Raw genomic sequence first — 17,324 nt, 5'->3', positions numbered from 1 at the left:
TATATAATATTATTTATTATTTATATATATGGCAGATTTGTCAGAACTAATTTTTAATTTTAATTTATTTTTTTGTTGCTATTTTTATTTTTTAAACTATAATTTTAAGTTTTAAGGTAGGTAGCCTATGAAGAAAATTTTTAAACACATATTTGCAATGTTTTTAAAAACTAAAGTTATTTTTGTTGGACTAATAACTTTAGTTTTCTTTACCGCCGTAATTTTTACTACTTTATTTACAACAAATCGGGCCTATGAAAGCCGGCTGGATGAGTATAAAAATTTTTCTGGCCTTCATGATGCAACGATCAATACTGAGTTTAATTATTTTGGAAACGCCCAAAACGAAGGATATGATGAACTCAAACCAGAAGTCTATCAACCACTTGAAACCGAAAAAAGCAAAAAACAACTAATAATAAAAGATAATTTTATTAGTTTAGGTTCAATTTCGCCTAATTTAAGTAATGATGAATATGTTCTTTCGACCGAATTTAGTCGCGAATTTTACTTTAATGCAACATTAAATGATGACAACACATTTTCGTTATCAAAACAGGCATTTTTACCGGTTTATATAACAAATGATGGTAAAAATTTTCAGAAAAAAGTAAAATCATATTCTGTTACAACTGCAGATACAATAACCTTAGATAGAACAACTTACAAAGCTAATGACATTCTTGTTTATTACAAACAAGGGGATAAAATTATTATCAATTTTGCTAATCCACTTGTCATTAACGGTATTACAAAACAAGCTACTTTTGATCCTATTTTAGGCTCAAGTTGACAAAGACAAGGAATTGGCTTTGAATTAAAAGGGGCCGATTTATATTCACTTTTAAAAATTAAGCAAAAAGTTGAAGGTGATTTTGAGATTGAAAATAATAGCGGACCGTTTGTTAGTTTTACTCAGAATCCTGATTCTATTAGTGCGCGAATTACTTCCAAAACTTTTAATTTAACAAAAGATATAAATTGAAGCTCTAATGAGTTTAAAATTTTAGATCCAGGTCAAAACTACCGACTATTGCCAAACTGAGTTCGTGATCTAAGATCTAGAATTGAGTATATTAATCACAAATATAAACTTAAAGAAATTGATGAAAATAGTCAAAATTTCACTGGGTTTATTAAGGAATATTTAATTTATTTAAAAAATAATGAACCAAAACAATTTCAAGAATTACAAAATATTAACTACTGGGAAAAACGGATAATAACTACAGAAGGTGATCATGAAACTATTGTCTCTGCTGATCTTTCAATTTCAGATTTAACCGTTGAATTTCAAAAAAAAGGTGAGCCTTCTTTTGTAAGTACAATTGCCCAAATTGAAAATTTAAATAATAACAATTTAGCACTTGTTACAAATGAAGAATTAAATAACTTATCAAATTCAAATATTAAAAATGCAACCTTTTTAAAACTTTCCCAAAATGTTCAAGAATATGCAAATATTTACTTTTATAATTATTTGCAAAATTATTCACAAAAAGTTAATGGAAGAGATACAAAAGTAGTTGATTCAATTGGAACAAGACAAACTTTTACAATTGACGTTCAACAAAAAGGTCAAGATTCAACAACAAACCAAGTAATTCATTTTATTAATTCCGGAATTAGCCCTGAGATTTTTAATAAAATTAGTTTTCAAAATCAAAGTTTAGACCAACAGCAACAACTTGGACGTCTATTTAACGAAATTCAAGATTATAAATCAAATAGAGAAACTAAACTATTTCCGCAAGTTGGAAAAATTTTAGATAATTCAAATACAAAAATTCCGGCAATTTTTCAAGCTAAAGTAATTGCTGCTGCTCATGAAAGTTACGGAATTGATCCAAACCTAATTGATTTAAAAGTAACTTTTGGTAATGTTGAATTTCAAGATGATCAAAAATTGCTTTACCAAAACATCTTAAATACAAAAATTGTCTTACTTAAAAAAGTTCAAGACGAAAATCCAATTGCTACTACAAATACTTCGGCAAACCTTGATTTTCACGGAATAATTTTGTTACCAAATTACCAATTTGGCTATGTTTTTAAAAACCTTGGCGAGATTAAATGAACCCTGCTACCTGAAAATATTATAAAAACCGGCAATACAAATCCGGGAAGTCGTGAGCAGAGAACACAAGCTTTACTGGCAAATTTCTTGGAAAGTAAAAACTTTGAAATTGATGCAAAAATTTCTGACAGTGGTTGATTTAAACGGGTAGATAATTTTTCAAATACAGCAACAATTCCGTTAATTTACTATTACTTTTCAACTAATGTTCAAAATGAAATTGACACACAAAAATCAGCGCGTTCTTTATTTTTACAAGCTGCAGATGCGCTAAATAATTCTGTTTTAGTTGATAATGGCTTTTTCTTAAAACCTGATGTAGATGCAATTTTTAATGCGCTTGCTCTTGCTGCTGATGAAATTAAATTAGTTGATATTCTTGCTTTTCGAATTAAAAATTATAATTTACTTTCTGAATTGCTTGTAAAAGCCGGTCATATTTTAACTAAAAATAACCGCCCAACAATTATTAATGATGTTCTTGCTAATTTTGTTGACCAAATAATTGCTAAAACTGAGCAATCAGCTACTACTAATTCAGAGCGAAGTCTTTATCTTGTTAGACAAATTTTTTCATTAAACTCAATTTTATCTACTTTTGGTGTTGATATTTTTGATCAAATTCAACGACTTGGTGGCATCGAGGCACTCGCGAAGGCAATTAAAAATCCAATAAATCTATTAAATGGATTCCAAAAAGTCATTTATTCAATTGACTTTGAAAAACTCCTTGATAAATTAAATAATTGATTTGAAGAAGCTAACAAAAATAAATCAAACTTAATTAGTCTTTTTTCAGGTGTTGATTTTATTAAAGAATTTTTAGCCTCAATTGACCAACAAAGAATAAAAGCAGGTTTAATTGATATTGTTAATGAAATTGATTTCAATGCAATGTTTTCAACTGTTGTTGATGAAAAAACTAAAGGCTTTTTTGGATTTTTAACAAGACCAATTGTTGAAAGATTTGCAAAAAATAAACAAGCTGAAATTATTAAAATTCTTACAAAATTAAACGGCAAAGGTCAAAATAATCCTTATTCAAACATTAACGAAGGTCTAATTGAATTAATTACTAATTTTGACATCCCAACTTTTGTAAAAAATCTTGATTACTTAACAAAAACTGTTCACTCAGATGATTATGATAAATATTTAAAATTACCAGAAAATTTGAAAAAAGCACAAGAGAACAAAGTATTTTTTAAACGAACTGAACTACAAGTTAATGATTATTTAATTGCTCTTGTTGGAACTTTTCTCAAAGATGAAAAAACAAGACAAAGCACAATAAATTCATTAATTAAAATAATTAATGCATCTTCAAAAGGGCAAGATTCAGGAAGTGGACAAGTTGGTCTTCGTTATTTCCTTCCTGGAGTTGATGATCAAAAAATTGATATTTATGACTTACAATTTTTTAGTTCTAACTGAAATTCAGTTGCAAATACTGATAATTTACAAAAAAGTAAGCAAATTGATGTCTTAGCAAGTTCAGTTCTGACAAAACTCAGCGAAAATCCTGAACTAAAAATTACAAATTTAACATTAAATGAGCGAATTTTTCTAAATAGATATTTAAGAATCGCTAATCTTGATAATGTTGAAGATATTAAAAATAGACTTCAAGAAATTAAAGACATTTTTGAAATCTTTAATTTTAAAAATTATACAAAAACCGGTAATATTATCACAAATATTAAACCACCAAGTCTTGATGATGCAAATATTTTTGCAAATTATGAATCTATTGGTGACATTCTTTACTTTTTAACAAATTCAATCAAAATTCCCGCTCAAATTGAAGATGATGGTAAAGCCTCACCGGCAACTCCACTAAGACTAAAGCCAATTTATATTTCAGCCTCAGCAGATTTAATTGATAAATTACAAAGCTCAATTATTGCTGATCCTAGTTCAATTATTTCGCTTGGGGTTCGTAATTATCGTTTTTGAATTCGTTTTGTTGCTGAAAACAACCTTCCAAATTTAGAACTCCAACAGGCATTTAATAAATTATATTCTTTTGCCAATTCTTCATCAACAAATGCAATTTTAAATGAAACAAAACTTTTTGGTGGAATTAAAAATCTAGAAAACCAAGAAGGACTTTTTGCCGGTCTGCCTGCTGCATCAAGATCAATTTTACAACCTTATCTTACAAGTCTAAATTTAAACAACAACACTGAATTTAGAAATCTTTTGAATGACCCAGTTTTTGCCAAACAATATACCGACCAACATGGTAATACAAAAACTATTAAAAGTTGACTAACTGAAAATCAAACTGAATTAGTCGAAAATTTAGGATATTTGGCTTATTATGCACAAAATTATCCTTTTGAAGCAAACTTTAACAAATCTGTTAAATACATAATGGATAATTTTTTGCTTGAGAATAAATTTTCTGATTCACCTTTCAAAAAACGCTTTCTATCAACGCTTGTTAGCCAATATGCCACTTTAAATCCTTTACTTGTTGGGCTAAATTTAGAGTCTCTTGGACTTGGACAATTTTTTTCAGCCCAACTACCACAAATTCCGTTATGATTCTCAACAAATCCTGATGCCCAAATCGAAACTGAAGCAAACAATTTTAATCTTGCCTTTATTTTACAATCACGAATTCCGTCTATAAGACAAGTTCAAGGTGATCCTTCAACTCAACAATCACAACTAATTGATCTTTTATCATCACAAATAAGAAATAACGAAGAAATTCCTCCTTTTATTTATAGCAATTTGGCAAGCAGTGTTTCGCTTGATTACTATAAACTAAAAGACATTTCTGCTTTAATTTTCGAAAAATCAAAAGATAATCCCGAATTTTTTGGTATTAATATTTACAAATTTTACGAAAAATTCTTCGAAAAAATTATTGTTACCCGTATTGCAAGCAACTCAATTAACATTGACGATAATCGTGCATATGTTATCAAAGTCAATAATTCTTATTTAGAAAAAAATCAAAAAGAAATCTACCAAGGACAAATTCCTGACAATGCTAGTGATATTGAAAAATTAATTGATCAATTAGATGATAAATACATTTTAAATGCCGCTGGTCTTAAATATATAATTGTTGGTTCTGATTTTAGTATTGATTATTTATATCCAGTTATTGACGAAAAAAATATTAAACTCGATCCTTCAAATCAGGCTTTGGCCTATGTAAATAAATTCGGTTTTGATAAGGCTCGATTTTCATATCGTTCAAATCCAGTAAAAAATTACTTATTGGTCAAATTAAAACCCGGAGGGAATTTAGAAAAATTCAAGCAAGATACTGATGACTTAATTGCCAAAAATTTTTCCTTAAATCGTCTCCAGCGAACATTTAGTGCTGATGAAATTGACTTTTTAAATCCCGAAAGGTCACTGAGAATTTCAGTTGGAACAAATATAATTTCTACTTTTTCATCAATAAATATTTATATAACCTTATTTTTATCACTTCTAGTACTTTTTGCTGTTGCCTTTATTATCAAACGTTATATTTCAACAAACAATAAAGTTCTTGGAATTCTTCGGGCTCAAGGATATACACTATTTGAAATTGCTTCTTCATTTCTCTCAATTGGTTTAATGATTTCATTTATTGGTGGACTGCTTGGTTATTTAGTTGGATTTTTTGTCAAAATTCCGCTTGTTGGCTTGATTTCACAGTTTTGAGAATTTGATGTAAATCTTTATAGTTTTGAGCCAATTTCATTTGTATTTTCCTTTGTAGTTCCATTTATTGCAATTAGTGCCTTAATTTATTTAGTAATTCTTTGAAATTTAAAACAAAAACCAAACCAATTATTATCAGGAATTAGTGAAATTAACACTTCAAAATTCGCCCAAGGAGTGGCAAAACTATTTCGAAAAACCAAAATTGTCAACAAATTTTCAATTTCACTTGTTATTAATTCAACTTGAAAAATTGTCTCACTAATAATTGCAATTATTATTGTCCAATTTGCGCTAATTTTCTCACTGTCTTCACATAATATTTTCCAAAACACAATTACAAAAACTTACTTAAATCGTCATTATACATACAAATTAAATCTTTTTAGTCCAACGCGTGAAGGTGGACCGTTAGTTGTTTATAATCCAAAAAATCTTGAGAAAAACTTATATGTTCCAATTGGATCAGGTTCTGAGATTAACACTAATTCACCAAATTACTTCCGGCCAGGAAATCCTTCAGTTTTTGGCGATACCAACCAAAATGGTGAGATAAATATTAACTCAAAAAATCCGGTTGTTCTTTCTCGATCAGGATTAAATATTAAAATTAGTGAATCAAATAACCTTTCAATTTTTGATATTGTTCTTTCAAACCTTCCTGAATCATTGCGAAATAATATTTTTTCAATTTCCAACAAAGTTGTTCACCAAATGGAACAATCACAAAATATTGAAGAAAAAATCGCTAACAAACAACCATATTTTAAATATTTAGCCGATCCGGGGAATGTTAATTTAGGTAGATTTTGGTACTTCAAGTTCGATCCTATAAAGAATGACTACCTGGCTCATGAAGTATCAATTTTTGGCCAAGTCAAAAATCGTGATGAATACCGGAAATTTTTAGTCGAGTCATATTTGAACGCAAATGTTGAAAAAGACTTTACTGTTTCCTTTGCTGGAATTTCCCTAAGTGCTAATGCTGATAAAAACGCTCCGCAAAATCAAGTCTATACTTACATTGACACTTCCTATAATAACGGTTCATCAATTGAAAATGGTCTTAAAATTTACGGTTATAATACCCAAAGCCAAAATAACCCAATAATTGAAATTAAAGATGAATCCAACCAAGATTTACTAAAAACCATTAATGATTTCAAAATTGAAAATGATATCTATCCATTAGTTGTCAACCACGTTTTTGCCAAAAAACACAATTTAGGGATAGATTCAATAATTGAAATGCCAATTATTAACACTATTGATCGTTATTTAGCAAAAATTCGTGATATTCCACAAAAAACTGCTAAATTTAAAATAATTGGTATTTCTGATACTTATATAAATTCAGAATTAATTACCTCACAAGACGTGGCAAATAAACTTCTTGGTCTTGATATTTATGACTCAGTCTTAGAATTTTACAATTTAAAACCATTTAACGGACTAATTCTGGCCTCACCTGATATTGAGCAAATTACTAATTCCTTTACTTTATATTCACCTTCTGGATACTGGGCAGGTAGTTCAGAGATTAACGTTGATTCACTAAATAATGATGATACAATTGGTTATTTTGCTAACATTTTTGCTTTTAGTCAAGACGAACAAGGCCAAAAAGGTGCCTTACAACTTGCTGGTTACTCAAAAGACGAAATTTTAAAAATTATTAACCTCAAAAATCAGCAACAAAACGCAACCTGAGTCAACCAAAATTCAAACTTAGATTTCCAATCACTCACTGATCCAACTTTTGTCAACCAAAACCTTTCTTCAATTAAACAGTCACTCAAAAATTTCAACGAAATTTATGGTAATACAATTTACCAAATTGCCGCCCAAGGTGTTGAGGCTAAAAATATTGAAACAAACTTTATTTCTAATTTTGCTAATCTTTTTGGAGCCGGAATTAATATTGTTGTCATTATTTTCCTAGCGGTTTCCTTAATTATTTTAATAATTATCGCTTCTTCAATCATTAATGAAAACCAAGAAAACATCGCGATCCTAGACGTTCTTGGCTATTCAAATCGAACAAAATTAAGACTTTTCTATAGCATTTATCTCCCAATTTTAATTTTAGCAACTCTAATAAGCGTTCCTTTTGCAATGCTCGGAATGGGAATATTTAGCTCGTACATTCTTGCTTCAAATTCAATTTTCCTTGCTTTGGCAATATCAGTTCCTGTCTTCTTTATCGCGTTATTAATAATTAGTGTAATTTTCTTTAGTGTGCTTGCAATTCTTTGGCGCTTCTTAACAAACCGTAAATCTGTTTATGTAATTAAAGAAAAAGTATAATTTTCATTTATTCACTAATTTGTTTGAATTAAAATATAAGTCAAAAATAATCTAAAAACTTGGGGTCACCCAAGTTTTTTATTTACTCTTTTTTTGATAGTTAATTTGCCAATTTTGGCGTTAAAAATAACTATCAAGGCAAAAACACTAAATTATCAAAGGCATTCAAAAGGACGAGTCAAAATGAAAGAATTAAAATAATTGACTCAACAAAAACAAATTAAATACAACAAAAATCACTCAATCAAAAGGCTTAAAAATCTCATTTGCATTTTACAAAAGAATTTTTAAGCAAATTTACAAAAACAGAACGGCAACAAAAACTTAAACAAAAAAAGATAAACAAAAAATCAAATCAACCTAGAATTTTTTATTCCGTTTTGCATCCAGAATTAATCAATATCAAAGGCAAAATTTTGAAAATGTAACTATCGCTTACCAAAAAATAAATTATTATGGAATGGTAAAATACTCAATACTTCAAAGCTGTCTGTCATATAAAAGTCAAAATTTTTATATGAACTAAATTATTTTGCAGATTTTCTGGGAATATTAATCTAACACTCACGAAAGAAAAATCTACTTACTAATCAAATAAAGCAAACTAAAAAAGCTAAAATTTTAACTTAAAAAGCAAAATTATGAGATTTTTAAACTACTTTTTTAGTTCAAAACACTGGCAAAAATCACAAAAAAATACAACTACTATTTAAACTCAATGTAAATAGAAAACTCATTTTTACTTACGTTGAGCCTAAAAAAATATATGAAGTTTTGAAAGAACAATAACTAAAATCCATAAATTTGTAGATTTCTAAACGGTCAAATTTAAGGCATACCATCATATTTAAAAATATAATGGATAATTCGCATTTTTGATTTTTTTACAGCAAAAACATAACTAATTCCCCCTTAATTCAATATCAAATTTATTAATTATTCTTAGTGAGGTTATTATAGCATAATTTTATTTTAGACCAAACATTTTTTTTTTTTTTTTTTTGCAAAAGGTTAATTTTTAAAATAATAAAAATTAAGATTTTAGGTCAAAAAAACACGGATTTACAGGTATTTTTTTGGATATTCACATTCACTAAAAGTGAATTTTTGCCATCAAACTGTCAAACTCACGGGTTAAAAATTTAGGCTGATCTAACTAATTTTTTTAGATTTTTGCTCTAAAAAAATAAAGAAAATTAAAAATAAACTCGGACAAAAAAAGCTAACAGTAAGGTGTTAGCTTTTTTTCCGGTTCAGCCCACACAATTAATTTTTACCTTAATTTGTGTTGTGCTTGAACTTCAATCAAGCATAATGATTTCAATATATCATTATCTCTGTTCAACATTCAATTTCTCCTCTTACATATTCTTAATTGATTTTTTTATATGCTGCCTTTCTTCTGTTGACAAGTTATATTTATCAAAAAGTTGTTCATCGATTTCTACAATAGATTTTGTCCAATCTATATCTGATTTTTCTGTAAAATCTTGCATAGGAACAAATCTATAAACTATCTGAGTTGTATTTTGCGAAGATTTTACTAATGAAATCATATATCTAGAAAATTTGGTTTTTAAATATTTTTGTAAACTTTCGGCTTCAAACAAATTATCAAATTTCCCTATTGGGATTAAAGAATCTGTGCAAGCACTCTTTAATCCGCCAATATACGGCTCTCCAATTACTTTTTTATCTGTATTTGGAGCTCCAGCAGATTTTGATATAAAGACTTTATAAGAGTTAAAAATATCTATGTTTTTAGTAACTTTATCTTCGGTTATGTAGCGAACCAAATTATGTTTACATCTAAGTTCGCAAGCATTTTCAAAAATATCTACCGATGAAACTGTCTTTACAATACTTTCTTTTCCTGTTATCCCAAAAGCATTTCGCCCTGTGGTAATTTCTGTCAATGAAGAAAATTCTTCATCCCTAACCTTATTCAAGACACTGAATTGTATTTCATCAGTTAGCACTATATCTAAACCTTTTAAGAATAAATTTCGCTTCGTTGAGATTTTTTCCCCTTCTAAAACCTTTACAAAATTAATATCTCCAATATGATTTGAGGAAGACAAGAAGTGGCAAATCCCTCCCTTAATTTCTACATGATGAAAAATACTATTTGTATCTTCATAGTAATATAAATCTGACAATGTATTCTCATCTTTTAAAAATTCTCTTAATTTTAGAAAAGATTTATCTTGTGCATCCCCTGTAAACCATCTTGCTGGTATTATCAATGACGACAGATTGGAAGATATTTTCATAGATAAGATAGTATAATAAGGAAAAAGTTGCTTTGACAAAGAAGAATTTGATTTTTCTTTACTTATAATTTTTTGATATGGGGGATTTCCTATTATTGCTCCAAAATTCACTTTTTTATCACCTGCCTTTACTTCATCTTGTAATGTTATGTTGCTAAATTTTTTATTTTGCTTTAATATCCCACTTATTTTCTCATAATCAACTTCATCTTTATCATTTTTTACCTTAATCAAATCATAGGCATTAAACATCGCTGCTATATTTTCAACATTTAAGTCCAAAATTTCATAAAATCTTCTTGTAAATGCATATGCAATAGATGATGTCGGAATAGAGTAAATAATATCCTTAACATTTTCATGTGAATACCCAAGTTCAGATGTCAATCTCTTATATAAAGCAACTGCGTATTCTCCAGATTTACTTGCAATATCTAAAAGCTTATCTTGATTAGATACAATCTCTTTTAGACCCTCTTCAGGTAATAAACCAACCATTTCATCACACACCTTAGATGGTGTAATAACCTCTGATTCAGACATTCTATTAAATTTTTTGATAGATGTCATTGCTCTTTCAATAGGCTCAATAGATTCATCACAAGCAAGCATTGATATATTTTGTATTTTATAATCAAGTCTGCTTCGCTTAAACGGATCCATTGACTTGCTTATCTTTTGAATGATAGCTTTATCCAAAAACAAATTTTTAGATAAGCTAATATTTTCATCTCTTTCAATCACGCTTAAAATATCATCAAGTGAAGCTACTTTATCCTTAGTCAAAAAAGAAAAGAACAAAATCCTCTGGTAATATGTTTTAATCTGACCTTCTAATTTCTCTAGTTCTTTATCGCTTTTTTCTTCGATAGAATCATTATTCTCTGGTTTATCTTGTTTTTGTTCAGATTTTTTGTCTTCCTCAAGAGCTTCATCGATATCAAGTTCATCACCTTGACCTTGGTTTGGATCTATTGTTAGTCCTTGCTTAGAATTAAATTCAGCTTGCTGTTCAAAACCAGGACAAAAAATTAACACTAAGGTGTTGGCTTTTTGTCCTGGTTTAGTTTTGGGCACTTTTTTAACTTTTTTGGCAAAAGTTAATTACCTATTTTAAAACAATGACAAAAATCAATTTATGGACAAAACAGCAAAAATCATAAAAAAATATAACTACTATTTAAACTCAATGCAAAAAGAAAACTCATTTTTATTTACATTGAGCCTAAAAAAATATATGAAGTTTTGAAAGAACAATAAAAAAAGCCTTAAATTTATAGATTTCTAAACGGTTAAATTTAAGGCATTCCCATCATATTTAAAAATATAATGGAAAATTTGCACTATCTGATTTTTTTAAACAAAAAACATAACTGATTCCCCCTTAATTCAATATTAAAATTTATTAATTTATTCTTAAGTGAAATTAATTATAACCTAAAATTTTTTTAAACCAAGCATTTTTTTCTTTTTTTGCAGAAGGTTAATTTTAAAATAATAAAAATTAAGATTTTATGTGAATAAACATGGATTTGCCGATATTTTTGCATATTTATATTGACTAAAAAGTGAATTTTTGCCATCAAACTGCCAAACTCAGGAGTTAAAAATTTAGGCTAATCTAACTAATTTTTTAGATTTTTGCTCTAAAAAATAAAGAAAATTAAAAAATAAACTCGGACAAAAAAGCCAACACCTTAGTGTTAGCTTTTTTTTCCGGTTCAGCCCACACAATTAATTTTTACCTTAATTTGTGTTGTGCTTGAACTTCAATCAAGCATAATGATTTCAATATATCATTATCTCTGTTCAACATTCAATTTCTCCTCTTACATATTCTTAATTGATTTTTTTATATGCTGCCTTTCTTCTGTTGACAAGTTATATTTATCAAAAAGTTGTTCATCGATTTCTACAATAGATTTTGTCCAATCTATATCTGATTTTTCTGTAAAATCTTGCATTGGTACAAATCTATATGTGATTCTTGTTCCGTTTTGATTAGCTTTAGCTATGCTGATCAAAAATCTTACAAATTTAGTTTTTAAATATTTTTCAATATTTTTACAAGAATTAATGTCAAGGTCTAATTCGCCACCGATAACTAAATATGTTTCTGTGACTATTGAATTTGGTTCACTAATAATTGTATTTAAATTATCATCTGGCAAATTCGTACCTATATTATTTGCAAAAGGAGTTATAACTTTCCACTTCTCAACTATGGCTTTATTTTTAGGGATATCATCATATTCAACATATCCGATTCGTCCTTTACTTGCGTATATTTTCACAGGATTTTCTAAAGTACTTTTATCCTTTTGAAACTGATCATTTTTTGCATATTTTGTTGTAAATCCAAATGGATTTCTTGTTGAAATAAATGTAGCTAACATATCTTCAGAATTATCCTTCAAAGAAATATCACCATTTTTTACCATTTTATTTATTATGTTATATGCAACATTATTAGTAATAAAAACATCAATATTTTCAATTTTTTTATTCCGGATTTGGTCACTAACTATTTCTCCGTTTTTAACAATTCTGATTCGAATTCCTGAATAGTCATTATCGTACATTTTGTCAAAAAGGAAATAGTTAACTCCTCCTCTTAAATTTACTTGAGGAAAAACATTTTGCGGTGTAATAAAATTTGTTATTTGTTTTAGTCCCTTTAGATTTAGCATATATTCTCTAAAATCATCTAAACCCTTTCCACCAGTAAACCAAACACTTGGAACAATCATTGTAATAAGGTTTGGATTTACGCTCATAGAAATCATTGATAATTTATTATATATTGGCATTGCGCTGCCTTTTCCGCTATCATTATCGCTTATTTGATATGGAGGATTACCTATTACTACTCCAAAATTCACTTTTTTATCACCTGCCTTTACTTCATCTTGTAATGTTATATCACTAAATTTTTTATTTTGCTTTAATATCCCACTTATTTTATCATATTCAACTTCATCTTTATCATTTTTTACCTTAACCAAATCATAGGCATTAAACTTTGTTGCTATATTTTCAACATTTAACTCCAAAATTTCATAAAATCTTCTTGTGAATTCATATGCAATAGATGATGTCGGAATAGAGTAAATAATATCCTTAACATCTTCATGCAAATACCCAAGTTCAGATGTCAATCTCTTATATAAAGCAACTGCGTATTCTCCAGATTTGCTTGCAATATCTAAAAGCTTATCTTGATTAGATACAATCTCTTTCAAACCCTCTTCGGGTAATAAACCAACCATTTCATCACACACCTTAGATGGTGTAATAACCTCTGATTCAGACATTCTGTTAAATTTTTTGATAGATGTCAGTGCTCTTTCAATAGGCTCAATAGATTCATCACAAGCAAGCATTGATATATTTTGTATTTTATAATCAAGTCTGCTTCGCTTAAAGGGATCCATTGACTTGCTTATCTTTTGAATAATAGCTTTATCCAAAAGCAAATTTTTAGATAAGCTAATATTTTCATCTCTTTCAAGCGCGCTTAAAATATCATCAAGTGAAGCTACTCTGTCCTTAGTCAAAAAAGAAAAGAACAAAATCCTCTGGTAATATGTTTTAATCTGACCTTCTAATTTCTCTAGTTCTTTATCGCTTTTTTCTTCGGTATAATCATTATTCTCTGGTTTATCTTGTTTTTGTTCAGATTTTTTGGCCTCATCAACAGCTTTGCCAATATCAAGTTCATCGCCTTGACCTTGGTTTGGATCCATTGTTAGACCTTGCTTAGAATTAAATTCAGCTTGCTGTTCAATCGCTTTTCTAATATCATCATCTTTTAAAATTGAAAAATCTATTGGTATATCCAAAACTTCATCTGATACACTTCTTTGATTGTTATATTCACTGATTGCCTCTAATATATTAGTCGCATCCACCACTTTTATTTTATTATGATTCATCATAATAACTGGAGATATTCTAAGCTCTTCGGCAATTCTTTCTTTTAATTTGCTATTTCCATTTTCTTCTGTGTTTACGTTATAAATCAAGGACTTTTGTTCCTGCATTCTAAACAATCTATCTGGATCAAAATCAACAAGTAGTGTTTGTGGTTTTAGATTTTCTTTTATGACACCACTAGCACTAGACAATGTTCTAACATATTGATTTTGTAGTCTAAAAATAGCCTGATCATATTCTTGCGGAGAAGATGTATCTTTAAAATAAAGCATTGTATCCCATTGCTCAACAGTAGAACCAGTAAGCATTCTGTTAACTGTTAGAGTTATCGTCTTTTTATTTAAATCTTCACATTGCTTTATTTTATTCTTTATATCACTTGGTTTTTTATATATCTTTCCTGCATCAACACCAGAGATATTTATAATCTCATACTCACCAAGATTTTTAAAGATCTCTTTTTTAGTATCTAAAAGCTCTTCCATAGCATCACAAGAGGCACAATACGGAAGCACCATTACCATGTGACGGCACATCTTACCTTTTTTGATTTTGTCATAATCTAAAAAACCAAGTAAATTCTCATCCTCTTTACTGCCATCTATAACCTGAAGCAAATCTAATATTTCAGTCTCGTTTATGAATTTCTTATGTCGATTATTTACTGTATCTTTTTTTATTGACTCGGGTTCAAATAATTTGGAAAAAGCAAATGTAATTCCACTTCTTTTAAGAGCTTCCATTTTTTCACGGGAAGACTTGTTAGGATTAAATGCAAATCGAACCATTTGTGGAAAACCATAATATGGATTATCCCATTCGTTTATATCATCCTTATTAAGATTATTTTTATCCCATTCTTCCTGTTCTTTAACTATATCTGAGAATTGCACAAAAGAGATAATATCCTCTTTTTCAAACTCGCTTCCCATCAAGATACGATAAGGTGTTCCAGATAAGTGCAGTCTAATTTTGGCATTTATTTGTTTTAGTTTTTCCTCTGCTACATTTACATCAATATTCTCATCATCAAGTTTATCAATATTGGTCTTGTCGGATTTTTTATACCCTGCATTTTCTAAAATTTTTCCAAAAGATTCTGCTCTTGCTCCGAAATGAGTTTCATCAATAATAAGCAAATCAATCTGTTCACTAAAAAGTTCTTTATGCTTATCTTTAATTGCATCACCCTGTAAATCCTGCAAGGTTAAAAATATTACAACTTTTTTATTTTCTTCCCTATTTGCCTTAATGGCATTTTCATTTGAAGTTAGATCATAAGCATCTAGGAACACATACTCCCAAAAGTTGCCTGCTCCCTCAACATTTTTTTTTCATTCATCTTTTACATCAGCTTTTGCCGATACCACCAAAACGATATTTGCAGAGATTTCTAATGCACAGCAAAGAGAAGTAAAAGACTTTCCAAAACGCATAACGGCATACATAAGCAGGTTTCTTCTACCATTCTTTACAGCCCTAATAAAGCTATCTACAGCTGATTGTTGATTTGGTCTTAAAGTCCATTGTTCTCCTCTTTGATAATGAAAAGTCTGTGGAAGCCTATTCTTCGAACTATAATATTCATATTTACTTGAATTTGCGTGATAGTTTTCTTTTATATCTTCAATAGCATTATTAATATCATCCATTTCTGTTTCCTTAAAAAATTCTCTACTGTAATAAACCCCATCTTCCAATTCTTCTGGTTTTAGTCTTTTCTTATTTAAATCATTTTCAAGGTATTGATGAATAGCATAATCTCTAAAATAAGTTTCTCCATCAATAATAGTTTTATTTTCATATTGTTTTTCAAGATCGGGGAAAAATGCTCTTCACTCGTTTAATCTTTGTGATACTGGTCTATATGTGTCACCAACCTTTAAATAATTTGGCACTGTGTTTGTTGTAAAAGCATATATATGTGGATCTACACGTCCTATTATAATTCTATCAAGCACATCGATTGCTTCTATTTTTGTTTTTTCCATTTTTTGCGACCTTTGTTTACTAAATCTTGGAATGTATGAATTTTTTTTGTTCTCCAATCTTTAATAATACATAAGCTTTTCTTTGTTTTTTCTCGTACATCAAATATTTCTGACTGCTGAAATTGTTCCGTAGCTTCTTCATAAGGAATTTTAAAAGTCAGACCATCCATCTGCCATATATTCCACGAAATTATTTTTGCAATATTGATTAGTTCTTTTTCGGTTGGTTGTCTATTTAGATTTTCTTCCATATACTCACAATATGAAATAAGTAGATTTTCTCTTGCGATAAGAAGGCTATCTCCTTGAAATTCAAATCCATATATACTTTGGAATGCTCTTTCAGATCATTTAAGCCATTCTTCCTCACTAGAGGTATTTTCACCTACAATTCTCATTTTCCTATCTAGCATACCTATTCTATCCTTTAACTCAAATGCTTTTCCAGTAACTGTATCATATCTACTAACTAAATAGGGGGCTTCTCCACAAGTAATCTCAAGTCTTCTCTCGTCAACATAATTTTGCCAAGTTTTATTTTTTTTATTTGGAAATTTGATTTTTTCTGTATTAGTTTCCCAACTTTTTTCAATTTCTCTATTAAATATATTTTCGCTCTCAAACCAAGCATTATCCACAAGATTATTTTGTGCATTACAAACCCAGCTAGGTGTAAAAACTTCAGCTTTACCCTTTGTTCTATTATTTTGTTTTTCTTTTGTCTTTAATATCCTAGGTTTAATCACACCTAAATTTTGTCCGATTATAGATTCAAATAAAATTTCATAGTGTGAATTATATTTTTCCCCTAGTGAAATATAATCATCAGTCGCTCAAATTATATTTCTATTTGTTGTTCTATCAATCAGAAGGGTTTTAAGAACTTTTTCGCTCCATTTACCTTCATCTACATTTATTGTAAATTCCATTTATTTATCTTCCTTTATTTTATGCTATGATGTTAAAATAATATTAAACTGTTATTTTTTTTGTCCTAGTTTAAAATCACAAAAAAATACAACTACTATTTAAACTCAATGTAAATAGAAAACTCGCTTTTACTTACAT

4 protein-coding genes are annotated in these 17,324 nt (G+C 28.7%); 1 reads left to right on the top strand and 3 read right to left on the bottom strand.

Annotation, left to right across the window (positions count from 1 at the left end; genetic code table 4):
• Nucleotides 1–127: 127 nt before the first annotated feature.
• The gene (locus tag KW512_RS03170; protein WP_258841354.1) at nt 128–8,056 is read left to right on the top strand and encodes an FtsX-like permease family protein; all 7,929 of its coding nucleotides are present in this window, start codon (nt 128–130) and stop codon (nt 8,054–8,056) included.
• A gap of 1,361 nt (nt 8,057–9,417) precedes the next feature.
• On the opposite strand, the gene KW512_RS03165 is transcribed toward KW512_RS03170, so the two are convergent.
• The 3 genes from KW512_RS03165 to KW512_RS03155 form a co-directional block, all read right to left on the bottom strand.
• Entirely contained in the window at nt 9,418–11,406 is a 1,989-nt protein-coding gene (locus KW512_RS03165) for an Eco57I restriction-modification methylase domain-containing protein (protein ID WP_258841353.1), read from the bottom strand.
• 752 nt (nt 11,407–12,158) lie between these two features.
• Nucleotides 12,159–16,256, bottom strand: a complete 4,098-nt coding sequence (locus KW512_RS03160; protein WP_258841352.1) for an Eco57I restriction-modification methylase domain-containing protein — start codon at nt 16,254–16,256, stop codon at nt 12,159–12,161.
• A complete protein-coding gene (locus KW512_RS03155) occupies nt 16,238–17,185 on the bottom strand; it encodes a hypothetical protein (RefSeq protein ID WP_258841351.1) in 948 nt (315 codons plus the stop codon). The genes KW512_RS03160 and KW512_RS03155 overlap by 19 nt, the downstream gene beginning before the upstream one ends.
• Between the last annotated feature and the right edge of the window lie 139 nt (nt 17,186–17,324).

Origin of the sequence: Mesomycoplasma ovipneumoniae, from assembly GCF_024758565.1 — a bacterium.
Lineage (GTDB): Bacteria > Bacillota_I > Bacilli_A > Mycoplasmatales > Metamycoplasmataceae > Mesomycoplasma > Mesomycoplasma ovipneumoniae_B.
This window is presented reverse-complemented; position numbering and strand designations above follow the sequence as displayed.